Annotated in this window: 16 protein-coding genes; 13 read left to right on the forward strand and 3 right to left on the reverse strand. The window is 73.6% G+C overall.

Annotation, left to right across the window (positions count from 1 at the left end; all coding sequences use genetic code 11):
• Positions 1–22: 22 nt before the first annotated feature.
• From H958_RS0120875 to H958_RS0120885, 3 genes are read left to right on the forward strand one after another with little or no spacing between them, the layout of a single operon-like run.
• Positions 23–820, forward strand: coding sequence for a hypothetical protein (locus H958_RS0120875; protein WP_156028118.1), 798 nt, complete (start codon positions 23–25; stop codon positions 818–820).
• Between the two features lie 59 nt (positions 821–879).
• The gene (locus tag H958_RS0120880) at positions 880–1263 is read left to right on the forward strand and encodes a BlaI/MecI/CopY family transcriptional regulator (RefSeq protein WP_028060069.1); all 384 of its coding nucleotides are present in this window, start codon (positions 880–882) and stop codon (positions 1261–1263) included.
• Between the two features lie 16 nt (positions 1264–1279).
• Complete coding sequence (locus H958_RS0120885; protein WP_028060070.1) at positions 1280–2134, forward strand: M48 family metalloprotease; 855 nt, start codon at positions 1280–1282, stop codon at positions 2132–2134.
• Here the strand turns inward: H958_RS0120885 and H958_RS39200 are convergent.
• Positions 2131–3324 carry a calcium-binding protein gene (locus H958_RS39200; protein ID WP_051324604.1) on the reverse strand — a complete coding sequence of 398 codons (1194 nt, stop codon included), beginning with the start codon at positions 3322–3324 and terminating at the stop codon, positions 2131–2133. The two genes, H958_RS0120885 and H958_RS39200, sit on opposite strands and share 4 nt — an antisense overlap.
• A gap of 23 nt (positions 3325–3347) precedes the next feature.
• Positions 3348–4565 carry a helix-turn-helix transcriptional regulator gene (locus tag H958_RS48890; protein ID WP_304412494.1) on the reverse strand — a complete coding sequence of 406 codons (1218 nt, stop codon included), beginning with the start codon at positions 4563–4565 and terminating at the stop codon, positions 3348–3350.
• A 99-nt stretch (positions 4566–4664) separates the two neighbouring features.
• On the opposite strand from H958_RS48890, the gene H958_RS0120900 reads away from it, so the two are divergent.
• The 5 genes from H958_RS0120900 to H958_RS0120920 are packed head-to-tail and all read left to right on the forward strand — an operon-like array spanning position 4665 to position 7822.
• Complete coding sequence (locus H958_RS0120900) at positions 4665–5219, forward strand: YceI family protein (RefSeq protein ID WP_028060071.1); 555 nt, start codon at positions 4665–4667, stop codon at positions 5217–5219.
• Between the two features lie 3 nt (positions 5220–5222).
• The gene (locus tag H958_RS39210; RefSeq protein WP_051324605.1) at positions 5223–6068 is read left to right on the forward strand and encodes a VOC family protein; all 846 of its coding nucleotides are present in this window, start codon (positions 5223–5225) and stop codon (positions 6066–6068) included.
• Entirely contained in the window at positions 6065–6589 is a 525-nt protein-coding gene (locus H958_RS0120910) for a VOC family protein (protein WP_196807476.1), read from the forward strand. Before H958_RS39210 ends, H958_RS0120910 begins: the two co-directional genes overlap by 4 nt.
• Positions 6590–6629: 40 nt before the next feature.
• Positions 6630–7187 (forward strand): RNA polymerase sigma factor, encoded by a 558-nt coding sequence (locus H958_RS43820; RefSeq protein ID WP_051324606.1) that lies wholly within the window; start codon positions 6630–6632, stop codon positions 7185–7187.
• Positions 7184–7822, forward strand: coding sequence for a hypothetical protein (locus tag H958_RS0120920; protein ID WP_028060073.1), 639 nt, complete (start codon positions 7184–7186; stop codon positions 7820–7822). Before H958_RS43820 ends, H958_RS0120920 begins: the two co-directional genes overlap by 4 nt.
• A 331-nt stretch (positions 7823–8153) precedes the next feature.
• On the opposite strand, the gene H958_RS0120925 is transcribed toward H958_RS0120920, so the two are convergent.
• Positions 8154–8969: a PaaX family transcriptional regulator gene (locus H958_RS0120925; protein WP_196807477.1), complete on the reverse strand. Its 816-nt coding sequence runs from the start codon at positions 8967–8969 to the stop codon at positions 8154–8156.
• Between the two features lie 1535 nt (positions 8970–10504).
• Here H958_RS0120925 and H958_RS0120935 point away from each other — a divergent pair.
• Genes H958_RS0120935 through H958_RS0120955 form a run of 5 tightly spaced genes read left to right on the forward strand, consistent with a single transcriptional unit; the run spans position 10505 to position 15115 of the window.
• Positions 10505–10951, forward strand: a complete 447-nt coding sequence (locus H958_RS0120935) for a winged helix-turn-helix transcriptional regulator (protein WP_028060076.1) — start codon at positions 10505–10507, stop codon at positions 10949–10951.
• Positions 10948–12582: an amidohydrolase family protein gene (locus H958_RS0120940; RefSeq protein ID WP_156028120.1), complete on the forward strand. Its 1635-nt coding sequence runs from the start codon at positions 10948–10950 to the stop codon at positions 12580–12582. Before H958_RS0120935 ends, H958_RS0120940 begins: the two co-directional genes overlap by 4 nt.
• A 51-nt stretch (positions 12583–12633) precedes the next feature.
• Entirely contained in the window at positions 12634–14112 is a 1479-nt protein-coding gene (locus H958_RS0120945; RefSeq protein ID WP_028060078.1) for a benzoate-CoA ligase family protein, read from the forward strand.
• On the forward strand, positions 14109–14459 hold the full coding sequence (locus H958_RS0120950; protein WP_028060079.1) for a hypothetical protein: 351 nt from the start codon (positions 14109–14111) through the stop codon (positions 14457–14459). The genes H958_RS0120945 and H958_RS0120950 overlap by 4 nt, the downstream gene beginning before the upstream one ends.
• Positions 14456–15115: an SDR family oxidoreductase gene (locus H958_RS0120955; RefSeq protein WP_028060080.1), complete on the forward strand. Its 660-nt coding sequence runs from the start codon at positions 14456–14458 to the stop codon at positions 15113–15115. The genes H958_RS0120950 and H958_RS0120955 overlap by 4 nt, the downstream gene beginning before the upstream one ends.
• The last annotated feature ends 1 nt before the right edge of the window (position 15116 follow it).

Here is a 15116-nt window from a genome sequence, read left to right on the forward strand (position 1 = left end):
GTAACCGAAAAGGAGTCACGGAGTGAAGCTCGGAAGGAGTCGGCACCTGGCCGGCGCTGTCGCCCTCGCGGCCGCAGGGCTGGCGTCGGGTGGTGTGATCGCGCAGGCCGATGAAGCTGCGCCCCAGGCGAAGGCGGCCGCGGGCGGAGTGTCGCTGACGCCTGAGACGGTCGAGCACACCGCCCGCAAGGGCAAGCTGGGGTCGGTCACGGTCAAGAACACGACGAGCGACACGCTGAAGGTCACCGTGCGCGTCCGCCCGTGGGCCCAGAACCGCACCACCGGCGTCGTCCAGGCGAACCTGAAGGTCTCGCTGAGCAAGTACGTCGCGGCGACGTCGTCGTCGTTCAATCTCGCGGCCGGCGCCAGCCGCGCCGTCACGCTCAACCAGCGCCGCACGCCGCCCGGCGGCTCGCTGTACGGCGCGATCGAGGTCTTCGGCAAGCCGCGCAACGCGAAGGCGCGCAACGGGATCATCCCGAACTACCGCGTCGTCGGGCGTCTGCGCGCGAACCCGTCGAAGAAGCGGGTCGCGCTGCGCGCGGGCACGATCGGCTTCGTCGGCAAGGGCGCCGGCCGCCAGCTGGTGCTGCCGATCCGCAACACCGGCAACACGCTGGACCCGATCGGGGGCAGCGTCACGTTCACCGGCCCGACCGGCAAGACGAACCCGCTGAAGGCGATCACGCCGATCCCCGGCCAGGTCGTCAACCTCGTCGGCGGCCACGTCTCGGGCTTCAAGAAGGGCCGCTACACCGCGACCTTCTCGATCACGCAGGGCACCAAGCGCTACACGGCCAAGCGGACGTTCAGCCTCTGAACAGGCTTGCGGGCGCTGTCGTCTGACAGCGTCCGCCGCCCTCACAGTACGATCTCGGCGTGAGCAACTCCGCGCCACCTCCGCTGCACGAGCTGGAGAGCGAGGTCATGGACGAGGTCTGGGCGCGTGGCGAGGCGACCGTCCGCGACGTGCAGGAGGCGCTCAACCGCCGCAGCGAGAAGTCGCGCGCGTACACGACGCTGCTGACCGTGATGACGCGGCTCGACGGCAAGGGCATGCTCGTGCGCCGGCGCGCGGGGCGGCTGGACGTCTACGCGCCGGCGCTCTCGCGCGAGGACTACCTCGAGCGGCGGGCCGAGGCGGAGGTCTCGGCCGTGGTGGAGGACTTCGGCGATCTCGCGCTGGCGCACTTCGCCCGCCATGTGGGCAGGCTGGACCCAGAGCGGCGCGCGCGGCTCAGGCGGCTGGCCGAGGGTGACTAGGACCGAAGCGGGGCGTTTGCGCCGGGCCGAGTTCGCGGTCGCCGCGTTCGGCTCGACCGCGTTCCTGTTGTCGCTCGTCTTCGTCCTGGACGCGGTCCGCTTCCACCACGACGTGCTGCTCGACGGCGTCGAGGGACTCGGGCGCGGTGAGCCGCACACGGTCCCCGTGCTGCTGGTCCTCCTGGCGCTGTTCGACGTGATCGCGCTCGTGCGCGTGGCGTTCTCGCTCTCGCGCGGGCTCACGGCCCACCGCCGCTTCGCCGCGCGGCTGCCGCTGCGGGGCGAGCGCGACGTCGCCGGCCGGCGCGTGACGGTCGTCGCCGGGGCGCGCGCGATGGCGTTCTGCGGCGGGCTGCTGCGCCCGCGCATCTACATGTCCGAGGGCGCGCTGACGCGGCTGGCGGCGCCGGAGCTGGAGGCGATCGTCGCGCACGAGGCGCACCATGCCGCGCGCCGCGACCCGCTGCGCATCCTCGTCGCGCGGGCGATCGGCAGCGCGTTCGGGCGGCGCGAGCAGACGCTGGCCGAGCTCTCGGCCGACGCCGCCGCCGCGCGGCGCGTCGGCGACGCGCCGCTCGCCTCGGCGCTGCTGGCGTTCGACGCCGACGCGGCCGGCATCGCCGCCGTGCGCGTCGATCACCTGACGGGCTGCGCGCCGGGTGCCGAGGTGTCGCGCACGATGGCGATCGCCGCCGGCGTGGTCGTCTGCGCGCTCGTCGCCGAGCTCGTGTGGACGCTGGCGGTTCCGGGGCATCCGAGGATCTGCGTGCCACTGTCGTCCGCGCCCGCCGTCGCGCTGCTCGCCCGCCTGCTGGTCATGATGCCGGCGTGGCTGGGGCTGCGCCGCGCGACGGCGCTCCTGTCCGCCTAGCCTCTCTTGCGGGTTTCGCAGTCCGCCGCGATCTTCGTGCGCCTGCGGTTGCCGGCGAAGCGCGAGACGACGACGGTGTCGTTGCCGGGGCCGCACGAGATGCGCGCGCTGCCCTTGCCGATGATCGCGGTGATCGAGTCGGCGCCGGCGCCCGCGACGACGCGCGTGGCGCCGCCCGCGGTGACGCGGATCGTGTCGTTGCCGCCGCCGCCGAAGATCGTGCTCGAGACGCCGTTGCCCTGCAGGAAGTCGTCGCCGTCGCCGCCCATCAGCGTGTTGCGGCCGCGGCCGCCGTAGATCGTGTCGGCGCCGAAGCCGCCGCTGATGAAGTCCCGCTGGCCGCCGCCCTTCGCGCCTGTGTGGCGCGCGTCGCCCCACAGGACGTCGTCGCCGCCCTCGCCATAGAGCTTGTTGGAGCCGCCCTGCCCGTTGAGCCGGTCGTTGCGCGTGCCGCCGTGCTTGGTCCCGTCGCCCGACCAGGTGATGCCGCGCGTCGGGTCCGCCTCCGGCGCCTGCTCGACCACCGTCTCGCAGTTGACGATCCTGCCCTCGCGTAGGGCCTGCTGGTTGGAGACGCCGCCCGGCCGTTTGCGCGGGTTGATGAAGAGGGTGTCGGCGCCGTCGCCGCAGTCGACGCTCGTCACGGCGCTGCCGGAGTTGACGAAGACCTGGTCGTTCCCCGGGCCGGCATCGATCCGGTCCGGGCCGGTGCCGGAGTGGATCGTGTCGTCGCCGTTGCCGCCGAACAGGTCGTCGCCGCCCGAGCCGCCGTCGATCGCGTCGTTGCCGTCGCCGCCGATGATGCGGTCGGGGGCCTCGTTGCCGCTCAGCGAGTCGTCGCCCGTGCCGCCCGCGAGCGTGTCGTGGCCGACGCCGCCGAGCAGGATGTCGTTGCCGTTCCCGCCGTCGGCGTCGTCGTCGCCAGAGCCGCCGTTGATCGTGTCGTTGCCGTCGCCGCCGTCGAGCTCGTCGGGGCCGGTGTCGCCCGTCAGGGTGTCGTCGCCGCCGAGACCGCGGATCATGTCGTGGCCGCCGAGGCCTGAGATGTTGTCGGTGGCGGCCGTTCCCGTCAGCGTCTGTGCGGCGTTGGAGCCCACGATCGTCTTGGCGGTGGCGGTGGCGGTGGCGGTGTACGTCGAAGCCGCGGCAAGAGTGAGCAGCAGCGCGGAGCGGATGTGTTGATTGGACACCCCCGGTACTTTGGCGAACGCCCTCAGGCGGGCGTCGGGGCACCGAGCCCCGCGTCGCGCGCGATCGCGCCGGCCTCGCCGCGTGAGCCCGCGCCGAGCTTGGAGAGCACGTTGGCGACGTGGAACTTGACGGTGTTCTCGGAGATCGAGAGCTCCCCGGCGATCTGCCGGTTGCGGCGCCCGCGGGCGAGGTGCTCGAGCACCTCGAGCTCGCGCGGGTTGAGCGCCGCGAGCGGACCCGCCGGGCGCCCCGGCAGCGCCGGGCCGAGCGGCAGCCGCGCCTGCACGTGCGTCCCCCAGCCGGGCACGCTGTCGATCTCCAGGTCGCCGTCGAGCGCGCGGGCGCGGTCGGCCAGGCCATGCATCGCGAGGCCCTGGCGCGCGAGCTCGCCCGGCCCGTCGTCGCGGACGCTGACGCGGAGCTCCTCGCCGAGCTCCCAGCCGACGCGGATGCGGCGGACGCCCTCCTGCTCGAGCATCGTCAGCACGGCCCCGCGCACGATCGCGCGGCCGGCCTGGGCGACGGTGCTCGGCAGCCGGCCGTCCGAGCCGGGTCCGGCAAGCTCGATCTCGGTCGAGCCGTAGCGGACGAGCGGGCGCAGCTCGTCGCGCAGCAGCGCGAACGCCTGCTCGGCCGGCTCGTCCGACAGCTCGCGTTCGCGCTCGCCCGTGGCGCGCAGCTCGACGAGCGCGGAGGCCGCGAGGTCGGTCGCCGCGCGGCGGGCCGCGCCGTCGTCGAGGTCGCGCGCCCGCAGCGTGCCGAGCAGGGCGGAGAGGGCGGCGCCGTGGGCGTCGGCAAGCTCGGCGGTCACGCGGGCGCGCTCGCTCGCCGCGTGGCGCGAGGCGGCGAGGTCGACCGGCTCGGCGTCCTCGAGCCGCTGGTCCAGCGTCGCGGCGACGAGCGCCCAGACGCCCTTGAGGATGCGCAGCGCCGTGTCATCGAGTGGCGCGGCGCTTTCGCGCACGAGCACGAGAAGCGAGCCGTTGCCGCCCGCGACGGCCGCGATGGCGATCACCGGCCGGCGCTCGCCTCCGACCGGCGCGCTGCCCTGCCACACGTCGCCGACCGGGATGGTGGCGGCGAGCTGCGCCAGCTCGCCGGTCGTGATCCGGCCCGCGACGTCCGCGTCGCCGTGCGCGAGCATCGGCGAGCGCGCGCAGGCGCCGGCGAGCACGGCGGCGGCACGGTGGGGGACCACGGGGGCCAGGGCGGCCGAGAGCTGCGGTGTAAGGTCGTCCACATCAGAAAGGATAGCTCGAACCACCCGAAGTGATGGCTGTAAGTCGGCGCCACCTACCCGAGTATGTTGTGCAAGCAACTACTTCACGGGGAGCATCCAATGACCGCCATCAACACCACGACCAGCGTTCCGACCGGTACCTGGACCGTCGATCCGGCGCATTCGCGCGTCGAGTTCGCCGTCAAGCACATGGGCATCGCCACCGTGCGCGGGAACTTCGGCGCCTTCGACGGCAAGCTCGTGATCGGCGAGGACGGCGCGCACGCGTCCGGCACGGTCGAGACCGCGTCGATCAACACCGACGAGCCGCAGCGCGACGACCACCTGCGTTCGGCCGACTTCTTCGACGCCGAGGCCAACCCGCAGATCACGTTCGCGTCGACCAGCATCACGCCCGTCGACGACGAGACGTTCCGCATCACGGGCGACCTGATCATGCACGGGATCACGCGCCCGATCACGCTGCACGCGGAGGTCCAAGGCACCGACATCGACCCGTGGGGCAACGAGCGCGTCGGCCTCGAGATCACCGGCCAGCTGAGCCGCGGCGACTGGGAGATGAAGTTCAACCAGGCGCTCGGCAGTGGCAACATGCTGGTCTCCGACAAGGTCAAGCTCGCGCTCGACATCTCCGCGATCAAGCAGGCCGCCTAAGCCATGACCAGTCCCGCCACCACGCCCGCGCTGGCCGCCACGACGCGGCTCCGCGCCACCCACCTCACGGTCTCCGACCTCGATCGCTCGCTGGGCTTCTACCAGGACGCCATCGGGCTCCGGGTCCACGCGCACGAGGACGGCGTCGCGAGGCTCGGGGCGGGTGGCGAGGACGTGCTGGCGCTGCACGAGGACGTGGCGGCCCGGCCTGCGGGCCGCCACGCAGGCCTCTACCACGTCGCGCTGCTGTATCCCTCGCGCGAGGAGCTCGCGTTCGCCGTCGACCGGCTGGTGCGCACGCGCACGCCGGTCGAGGGCATGTCCGACCACCAGACGCACGAGGCGATCTACCTCCCGGATCCCGACGGCAACGGGCTCGAGCTGGCGGCCGACCGGCCGCGGTCGGCGTGGCCGGCTGGGCTCGGCTACTCCGGCGGTCCGGCGCCGCTGGACGTCGAGGGCCTGTATTCGCTGGCGCGCGGCGCCGAGGTGCCGCGGTTCGTCGGGCCGGGCTTCAAGACCGGGCACCTGCACCTGCACGTCTCGGACCTCGCGGCCGCGCGCGACTTCTATCGCGACGTGATCGGCTTCGAGGTCCAGTTCGAGATGCCGACCGCGGCGTTCCTGTCTGCCGGCGGCTATCACCATCACATCGCCGTCAACACCTGGCGCGGCCCCGGCGTCCCGCCGGTGCCCGGCGGGGGCGTCGCCGGCATGCGCCACTGGACCGTCGTCGTCACGCCTGAGGACCTGGCGGCGGTCGCCGAGCGCGCCGGAGCCGCGCCGGCCGGTGGCGCACTCGAGCTGCCCGATCCGTCCGGCAACGTCATCCGCCTGGAGGCCTCGTGAGCATCACGCCGAGCGCGCCCGCGCCGAACCCGATCGATCCGCGCACGACGATCGGCCACGTTCACCTGCGCACGTCGGACATCGACCGCGTGCGCGGGTTCTACGTCGACGTGCTCGGCTTCGACGTCGTCTTCGAGGCCCGCGACGTGCCGGGGTGGGGGACGACCGGCGACGTCCTGTTCCTGTCGGCCGGCGGCTACCACCACCACCTCGGCTTCAACACCTGGAAGTCGGCCGGCGGTCCGCCGCAGCCGGACGGCGTCGCCGGGTTGCACCACGTCGCGATCCTGTACCCGTCGCGGGCGGCGCTCGCCGACGCGGTGCGGCGGCTGCAGGCGGTCGACTGGCCGCTGCGTCAGCTCGCCGACCACGGCACGCACGAGGCGGTCTATGTGACCGATCCCGACGGCAACGACGTCGAGCTCTACTGGGATCGCCCGGCCGACCAGTGGCCGGTCGACGCCGAGGGCAGGCTCGCGTTCGCGGGCGGCCAGCTGGATCTGGAGGACCTGCTCCGCTGAAGGGGTCACAAACGGCGGCCGTTCCTGTAGTAGAGGGGCGGTGAGGTCGTATGCGGACGCGAGCGATGACGCGCTGCTTGGTTGGACGCCCGGGGACCCCGATGCGTTCGGCGCGTTCTATCGCCGCCACGAGGACTCGGTGCTGCGCTACATGGTCGCGCGCGTCCGCGACGGCGAGCTGGCCGCCGACCTGACGGCGGAGACCTTCGCCGCGGCGCTGATCAGCGCGCCGCGCTTCCGCCCGCGCCCCGAGCCTGCGACGGCGTGGCTGTTCGGGATCGCCCGCAACGTGCTCCGCTCCAGCCTCGAGCGCCGCCGCGTCGACGACCGCGCGCGGCGCCGGCTGGGGATGCCGCCGCTCGAGTTGAGCGACGAGGACGTCTCGGGGATCGAGGCGCTGCTGGCGGACGTGACGGCGCGCCAGATGCTCGAGGGGCTGCCGGTCGATCAGGCGGGGGCGATCCAGGCGCGCTTCCTCGAGGACGCCTCCTACGAGGACATCGCCCGCCGGCTGAGCTGCTCGGAGGCGGTCGTGCGCAAGCGCGTCAGCCGCGGGCTCGCGACGCTGCGGGCGCGCTACAAGGGGAGCGGCGCGTGAGCCGGCTGCCGATGCTCGAGGCGCAGCTGGTGGCCGCGGCAGCCCGGCAGCGGCCGCGGGCTCGGGCTCGGGCGCGCGGACCGCGGCGGATCGCCATCGGGCTCGTCGCCGTCGCGGCGGCCGCGGCGGCGCTGCTGCTGTTCGTCCCGCGGCGCGAGCAGGTCCCGGCGACGCCGCCCGTGAAGGGCGTCCCCGCGGCGACGCTCGTCCTGTCGCATGCGCTGACGACGGCGCCGAAGCCTCCCCGCGCCCCGTACGGCCGCGTCCGCCACGAAGCGCTGCCCGCCGTCGCGGCGGGCATCGAGGCGCGGACGCCGTATCCGCCCGGGATGCGCGACCACTTCGACTGGGCCGCCAGGCCTGCAGACCCCAGCGCCATGTCCTCGATCAACTTCCGCGCGGACGTGCAGGCGCTCGTCGAGTACCGCGCGTACTGCCTCTGGTTGAAGTACTGGCTGAGGGGCGCCGACATGGCCGGCGCGGCGTCCGTGATCGCCGACATCCCGAGCTGGCCGACACGGCGCCAGACCGACGCCTACGAGCTGCGCGTCCAGGGAGCGATCCAGACGGCGGTCCGCAGCGGCGACGCCGCGCCCGTGCGGCGCGAGGTCGAGCTGAACTGCCGCGGGGTCTAGGCGCGGGCGCGGGGCTCCGCGGTTCGAGGCGATTCGCGCGGCGTGGCCGCGCGGCGGGCTCGCGCCGCCTGCGGCCCTTCGACGTCGCGGTCGCGCGGCGGGCTCGCCGCCTGCGGCCGTTCGACGTCGCGGTCGCGCGGCGGGCTCTCGCCGCCCGCGGCCGTTCGACGTCGCGGTCGCGCGGCAGGCTCGCCGCCTGCGGCCGTTCGACGTCGCGGTCGCGCGGCGGGCTCTCGCCGCCCGCGGCCCTTCGCCGCGCGTTCGCGTCGCACTCGCGCGCCTTTACGCGCGGGCTCTGACCGCCGGCGGTTTGCGCAGCGCGGTCGCGCGGTCAGCCTCCGCCGCCCGCGAGCGAGTCGAAGTGGGCCTGCGCGGCGGGCGCCCAGCTGTCGTGGCGGGCGCGGAACAGCTCGTAGGCGCGCGGGCGCGGCCAGTCGGCGGGGAGCAGGTCGTCCGGCAGGTCCGGGTCGATGAATGGGAACCGCCGCCACGCGTGCACGAGCGCGGTCTGGGCGGCGAAGATCGCGGGCGCCTCGCCGGGCGAGGGTTCGGCGAAGTCGGCCAGGAACTGGTCGTAGTGCTCGCGCAGCTCCGGCAGGTCCCATGCCTCCTCGATCACCTTGGCGGTGTCGCCCAGCCCGCCCATCTCGGCTCGGAACGAGAGCAGCTGGGCGGGCGGCTCCGGCTTGATGAGCGTCTCGCGGTCCACGTGCGGGGTGATCCAGAGGCCGCCGCCGAGCGAGCCGAACCCCGCCCACGCCAGCTGGGTCGTGAGGCGGTGCCGGAGCTCCCGCCGCTGCTCGGGCACCCGCAGGACCAGCAGCAGCCAGCGTCCGTCCCAGCTGACGGGGCGCCCGAACCCGTAGATGCGCCGGGCGCCGTCGCGGAGCAGCTCGGCGGACGCCGGCGTGAGCTTCATCCGCGACCGCCGCCCGATCCGCTCACCCTCCAACCACCCCTCGCGAGTGCTGCGCACGACCGCCTGCCGAGCGGCGGAGGGCGTGAACCCGAGCAGCCGCAACGAGCTGATCAGCGCCTCCTGCCACACCCCTTCAGGCCGGGGAAGCAGGTACTCGCCGAGCACCGTCAGCAACGTCGACCGAGCCGCGGGGGCCCCGACCGAGCGGCGGCGCAACACGTCGTTCACGAGCTGGGAAGCTATTCGCCGGACCGGTCGGAGCGACGAGTCGCGTCCCGAGCGCTGCCGACGGCGGGCAGAGCGAGGGCCGCGCGCGTTGACTGCTGGAGCGGGGGCGATGCCGGCGATGACGCGGTGCGCGGCGCGGTGATCGTCGTGGCGCGGCGGTTGCGCGGTGCGAGCCGTCGTTGCCGCGGCGGGATCGGCAAACGGCGGGCAGTAACGAGGTGGGGCGGGTCGCCATGCCGGCGCGCGAGGCCGCGTGATCGTTTTTTCGCGGGCCGCCGAAGGGGTGCGTCACGTTTATCGATACATAGCTTGAGAAACGTGACGCACCCCCCACACGGCGCGAGCGAGAGTGATCGAACATGCGCGTTCACCGGGTCCCAGTGAGAGAACGTGGTCGATCGTCACGGCGCGGTCCGACACTCGCGGAGATCGAGCGGGGCGGCCGCACCGCGCGTCCGCGTCACCGCCCCGGCGCGGGTCGGCCGCGCTCATGTCGCCGGCCGGCGGATACGGCGCGGTCGTCCTCCTGAGCGGCCAAAGGCGGGACAGACGCTCTCCTTAGTGCGCAGTTGCGAGCCCGGGGAGCCCCGACGCGGCGGTCTCGACGCATGGCCGGTTCTCGCGGCGGTCGTCCTCCTAAGCGGCCGGAGGCAAGACAGCCGCTCGCCGTCGTGTGCAGTTCCGAGCCCGGGGAGCCCCGACGCGGCGGTCTCGACGCATGGCCGGTTCTCGCTGCGGTCGTCCTCCCCGAGCGGCCGGAGGCAAGACAGCCGCCTCTCCTCATTGCGCAGTTTCGAGCCCGGCGGGCGGCCGCGCGGGCAAGCCTTGCGCACCGGGCAGGAGGCGCGCGGAGATCGCCGGTGGATTGCGGCGCAGGCCGCGGAGGGTCATGCGGGCCGCGGGGCGCCGGCCGCCGAGGGAGGGCGCGCGGCGATCGCCGGTCGGGTCCCCGCGCGGGCCGGCCCGCTGACACGGCCCGAGTCGCCGGCCGCCGAGGGACGGCGCGCGGCGACCGCCGGTGGGGTCGCCGCGCGGGCCGGCCCGCTGAACACGGCGCGAGTCGCCGGCCGCCGCGCGACGGCGCGCGGCGACCGCCGGTGGGGTCGCCGCGCGGGCCGGCCCGCTGAACACGGCGCGCGTCGCCGGCCGCCGAGGGACGAGCGCGGCGATCGCCGGTGGGGTCCACGCGCGGGCCGGCCCGCTGGCACGGCGCGAGTCGCCGGCCGCCGCGCGACGGCGCGCGGCGATCGCCGGTCGGGTCGCCGCGCGGGCCGGCCCGCTGACACGGCGCGAGTCGCCAGCGGCCGCAGGGACGAGCGCGGCGATCGCCGGTGGGATCGCCGCGCGGACTGGCCCGCGGAGCTCGCGCCCCGCCGGCCGCCCGCGGAGATCGCGCCCCGCCGGCCGCCCGCGGAGATCGCGCCCCGCCGGCCGCTCGCGGAGATCGCGCCCCGCTGCCCGCTCGCGGCGACGCGCGGCCCGGACCTCGCCGCGCGCCAAGCGCCAGTCCCGAACCAGGACTATCCTCCTGCGCCATGAAGCACCGTGCGCTGGACGAGGTCTACTGCTCGGTCGCGCGGACGTGGTCGGTGCTCGGCGACCGCTGGACGATGCTCATCCTGCGCGAGGCGTTCCGCGGCACGTCGCGGTTCGATGCGTTCCAGGCGCGGCTGGACGTCGGGCGCACGCTGCTGTCGGACCGGCTCGCCCGGCTCGTGGAGGAGGGCGTCTTCGAGCGTGCGCTCTACCGCTCAAAGCCCGAGCGCTACGAGTACAGGCTCACGCAGAAGGGCCTGGACCTCTATCCCGTCCTGCTCTCACTGATGGAGTGGGGCGACCGCTACAAGGTCGACGACCCGCCCGTCAGGCTGATCCACAAGGCGTGCGGTGAGGAGGCCGAGCCGCAGCTGGTCTGCCGTCATTGCTCGGAGCCGGTCGGCTACTTCGACCTGCGCGCCGAGTACGCCCCGGGCGCCTGGTGACGGATCTCGTCATCCCCGGTGGGACGGTCGCCGACGTCTACACGGGCGAGTGGATCGAGGCCAACGTCGAGATCGCCGGCGGCCGCATCGCATACGTCGGCCCGCGCGCGCCCGACCCCGAAGCCGAGACGATCGACGCCCGCGGCAAGCTCGTAGTGCCCGGCTACATCGAGCCGCACGCGCATCCGTGGTGCCTGTACTCGCCCGCGACCCTGCTCGAGGTGGCGGTGCCCGACGGGACGACGACGATCGTCTACGACAACCTCTTCTTCTTCATGGCGCACGGTGCGCCCGGACTGCGCCGGATCGTCGACGCGATGAACGACGCGCCGGCGCACGTGCACTGGGTCGCCCGGATCGCGCCGCAGTCGGCCTACGAGCACGACGCCTTCCCGCCCGAGGCGGTCGCGGAGATGCTGCGCTGGCCGGAGGTCGTAGCCAGCGGCGAGATCACCAACTGGTTCGCCGTCACGCAGGGCCACCCGGACCTGCTCGCCGGCATCGCCGCCGCCAAGGCCGCCGGCCGCCGCGTCGAAGGCCACAACGCGGGCGCGTCGTACGAGCGCCTGAACGCGCTCTCCGCCGCCGGGATCTCGGCCGACCACGAGGCCATCACCGGGGAGGAGGCGCTGAGCCGGCTGCGGCTCGGGATGTGGACGATGCTGCGCCAGTCCTCGCTGCGGCCTGACCTGCACGCGATGCTCGAGGCCCTCGCGCCGGTCGTCGGGGCCGCCCGCCGCCTGATGCTCACCACCGACGGCGCGACGCCGGGCTTCTACGCCGAGCGCGGCATGATCGGCGGTGCGCTGCGCGTCGCGCTCGACGCCGGGCTCGAGCCGATGCGCGCACTGCAGATGGCGACGATCGATCCCGCGACGTTCCTCGGCCTCGACGAGGAGCTCGGCGGGATCGCGCCCGGCCGCCGCGCGACGCTGAACATCCTGCCCGGCGAGGGACTGCCCGCCCCGGAGACCGTCCTCGTGGACGGCAACGTCGCCGCCCGCGACGGCCGGCTCGTCGCCCCGCTCCCGCACATCGACTGGCCGGCCGGCCCGCGCTTCGCCGCGCCCTCCTACTTCGCCGACCGCTCGCTCTACGGCCAGACCGGCTCGATCCCGGTGATGCGCCACGAGAGCGCGGTGATCAACCGCCGCGCCGACACCCACATCGGCGACCTGCTCCCGCCTGGCCACGTCCACGCGGCACTGCTCGGGCGTGACGGCACCTGGATCACGCGCGGCGTCATCGCCGGCCTGTTCGACGACCTGCCCGGCTTCGCCACCACGCTGACGACCTCGCTCGAGCTGCTCGTGCTCGGGCGCGACCCCGCGGCGATGGGCCGCGCCGCCGCGACCGTGGCCGAGATGAACGGCGGGATCGCGTTCGACGGCGGCTGGTCCGCGCCGCTGGCGATCGACGGCCTGATCCACGCCGGCACGTTCGCCGAGACGGTGCGGCTCGAGCAGGAGCTCGAGCGCCACGCGCGCGCCGCCGGCTACCCGTTCCACGACATCGTGTACAGCCTCCTGTTCGCCTCCGGCGACTTCCTGCCCGAGCTCCGGCTCACCCCCAGGGGTCTGTTGGAGGTCAAGTCGCGCGCGGTGCTCGAGCCCGCGCAGCGACTGGCTTAGCGAGTAAGTCCCGTTTTGGTACGATCGCGCCGCTGTCGAGCCGGAGGAGCGATGTTCGAGGTCCCGGAGCGGTTCAACGCGGGCACCCTGGTTGACCGCAACCTGGAGGCCGGGCGCGGAGCCAAGGTCGCGATCCGCTGTGCCGGCGAGGAGCTGACCTACGCCCAGTTGCACGAGCGCGTCTGCGCCGCGGGCAGCGCGCTCCGGCAACGAGGCGTCGGCCGCGAGGACCGCGTGCTGATGATCCTCGACGACTCGCCGACCTTCGTCGCCACCTTCCTCGGCGCGATGCGGATCGGCGCCGTCCCCGCGCCGGTCTCCTTCCTCGACACGACCGAGAACTTCCATCACTACGCGCGCGACAGCTACGCGAAGGTGGTGATCGTCGAGGACGCGCTGGTCGAGCGCGTACCGGACGCGATCGCGCGCAGCGACTTCGAGGCGAGCTTCGTGGCAGGGGAGACCGACCCCGTCGACACGCATCGCGACGACATGGCCTTCTGGCTCTTCAGCGGCGGCTCGACCGGGTTCCCGAAGGGCGTCGTGCACCTGCACCACGACATCCCCTACACGTGCGAGACGTTCGCCCGCGAGATCCTCCGGATCGCCGAGGAGGACGTCACGCTCTCCTCGACCAAGCTCTACCACGCGTACGGATTGGGCAACAACCTCACGTTCCCGTACTGGGTCGGCGCGACCACCGTCCTGCGCCCGGGAAGGCCCGACCCGCGCGGCCTGCTCGAGACCGCCGAACTCCACAGGCCGAGCCTCTTCTTCAGCGTCCCCACGCTCTACGGCGCGATGGTCAACCTTCCCGACGCCGGCGGGCACGACCTGTCGAGCGTGCGCATGTGCGTCTCCGCCGCCGAGCCGCTCGCGCCCGAGGTGCTCAGACGCTGGCAGTCCACGTTCGGGCTGGACATCGTCGACGGCATCGGCTCGACGGAGATGCTCCACATCTATTGCTCCAACCGCCCCGGCGACGTCCGCCCCGGCAGCTCCGGCAGGCCCGTCCCGGGCTACGAGCTGCACCTGCTCGACGAGCACCGCCAGCCGGTCGCGAAGGGCGAGGTCGGCAATCTCTACGTCAAGGGCGACAGCGCGCTCGCGTACTACTGGCACCAGCACGAGAAGACCAAGCGCGCTGTCCACGGCGACCTGTTCTTCACCGGCGACCGCTACCGGGAGACCGACGACGGCTACTTCGTCTACGAAGGCCGCGCCGACGACATGATCAAGGTCGGGGGCCTGTGGGCGAGCCCGATCGAGATCGAGAACGTGCTCGTCGAGCACCCGCGCGTGCTCGAGGCGGCCGCGATCGGCGTCGACGCCGACTACACGACGCGCGTGAAGGCGTTCGTCGTCTGCCGCGGCGACGCCGGCGACGACACGCTCGCCGCCGACCTGCAGGAGTGGTGCAAGAGCCGCCTGCGGCGCTACGAGTACCCGCACTTCATCGCGTTCGTCGAGGAGCTGCCGAAGACGCCGACCGGCAAGATCCAGCGCTACAAGCTGCGGGAGCCCGTGTGATCCTCCATCAACCGGAGGCGCCGGCCGGCTTCGCGGCCGTCGAAGCCGCGCTGCTCGACGCCTTCCATCGCAGCCAGCAGGCGGCGCGCGACGGCGAGCCGATCGTCTACGTGCTCCGGCAGCGCGACCTGCTCGGCCAGGACACCGTGCTCGGCGCCATCCTCGCCAACGCGCTGCTGAGCGCCGTCCGCACGCTCGCCGCCGAGGGCAACGTGGCCAACGCGATCGCCGTCGGCGACGACCCGCGGCACACCGATCACTGGATCGCGATCCTGCACGACCAGTCCGACATCAGCGGCGAGCTGATCCGCCTCGGCCCAGGCCACGTCGGGAAGGCACTCACGTGACGGCGATCGTCACGGGCGCCGCCCGCGGCATCGGCAGGGCGATCGCCGAGCGGCTCGAGCGCGACCACGACGTCCTGCGCGTCGACCTCGACCCGTCCGTCGACGGGATCGTCGCCGACATCACCAAGCCCGAGGACCGTGCGAGGATCCTCGACGCGGTGGACCGCGTCGACGTGCTCGTCAACAACGCCGGCATCACGCGCGACGCCCGCGCGGTGAAGATGACCGAGGACGACTTCCTGGCGGTGATCCGCGTCAACCTGGGCGCCGCCTACGAGCTCACGACGGCGCTGACCGACCGCTTCGGCGACGGCGCGTCGATCGTCAGCCTCGCGAGCCGCGCGTATCTCGGCAACTTCGGCCAGCTCAACTACTCCGCCTCCAAGGGCGGGCTCGTCGGCATGACCCGCGCGCTCGCGCTCCAGCTCGCCCCGCGCGTGCGCGTCAACGCGATCGCGCCGAGCCTGACCGCGAGCGAGATGACGATGGCGATGCCGGAGAAGGTGCTGGCGAAGATGGTCGCGAGCATCCCGATGGGCAGGATGGGGGAGCCGAGCGAGATCGCCGAGACGGTCGCCGCGCTCGCCTCTCCCGCGATGGCGTATGTGACGGGCCAGGTGGTGGTCGCCTGCGGCGGCCGGAGCCTGGCGCCTTGAA

Source organism: Candidatus Solirubrobacter pratensis, assembly GCF_000425945.1.
Lineage (GTDB): Bacteria > Actinomycetota > Thermoleophilia > Solirubrobacterales > Solirubrobacteraceae > Solirubrobacter > Solirubrobacter pratensis.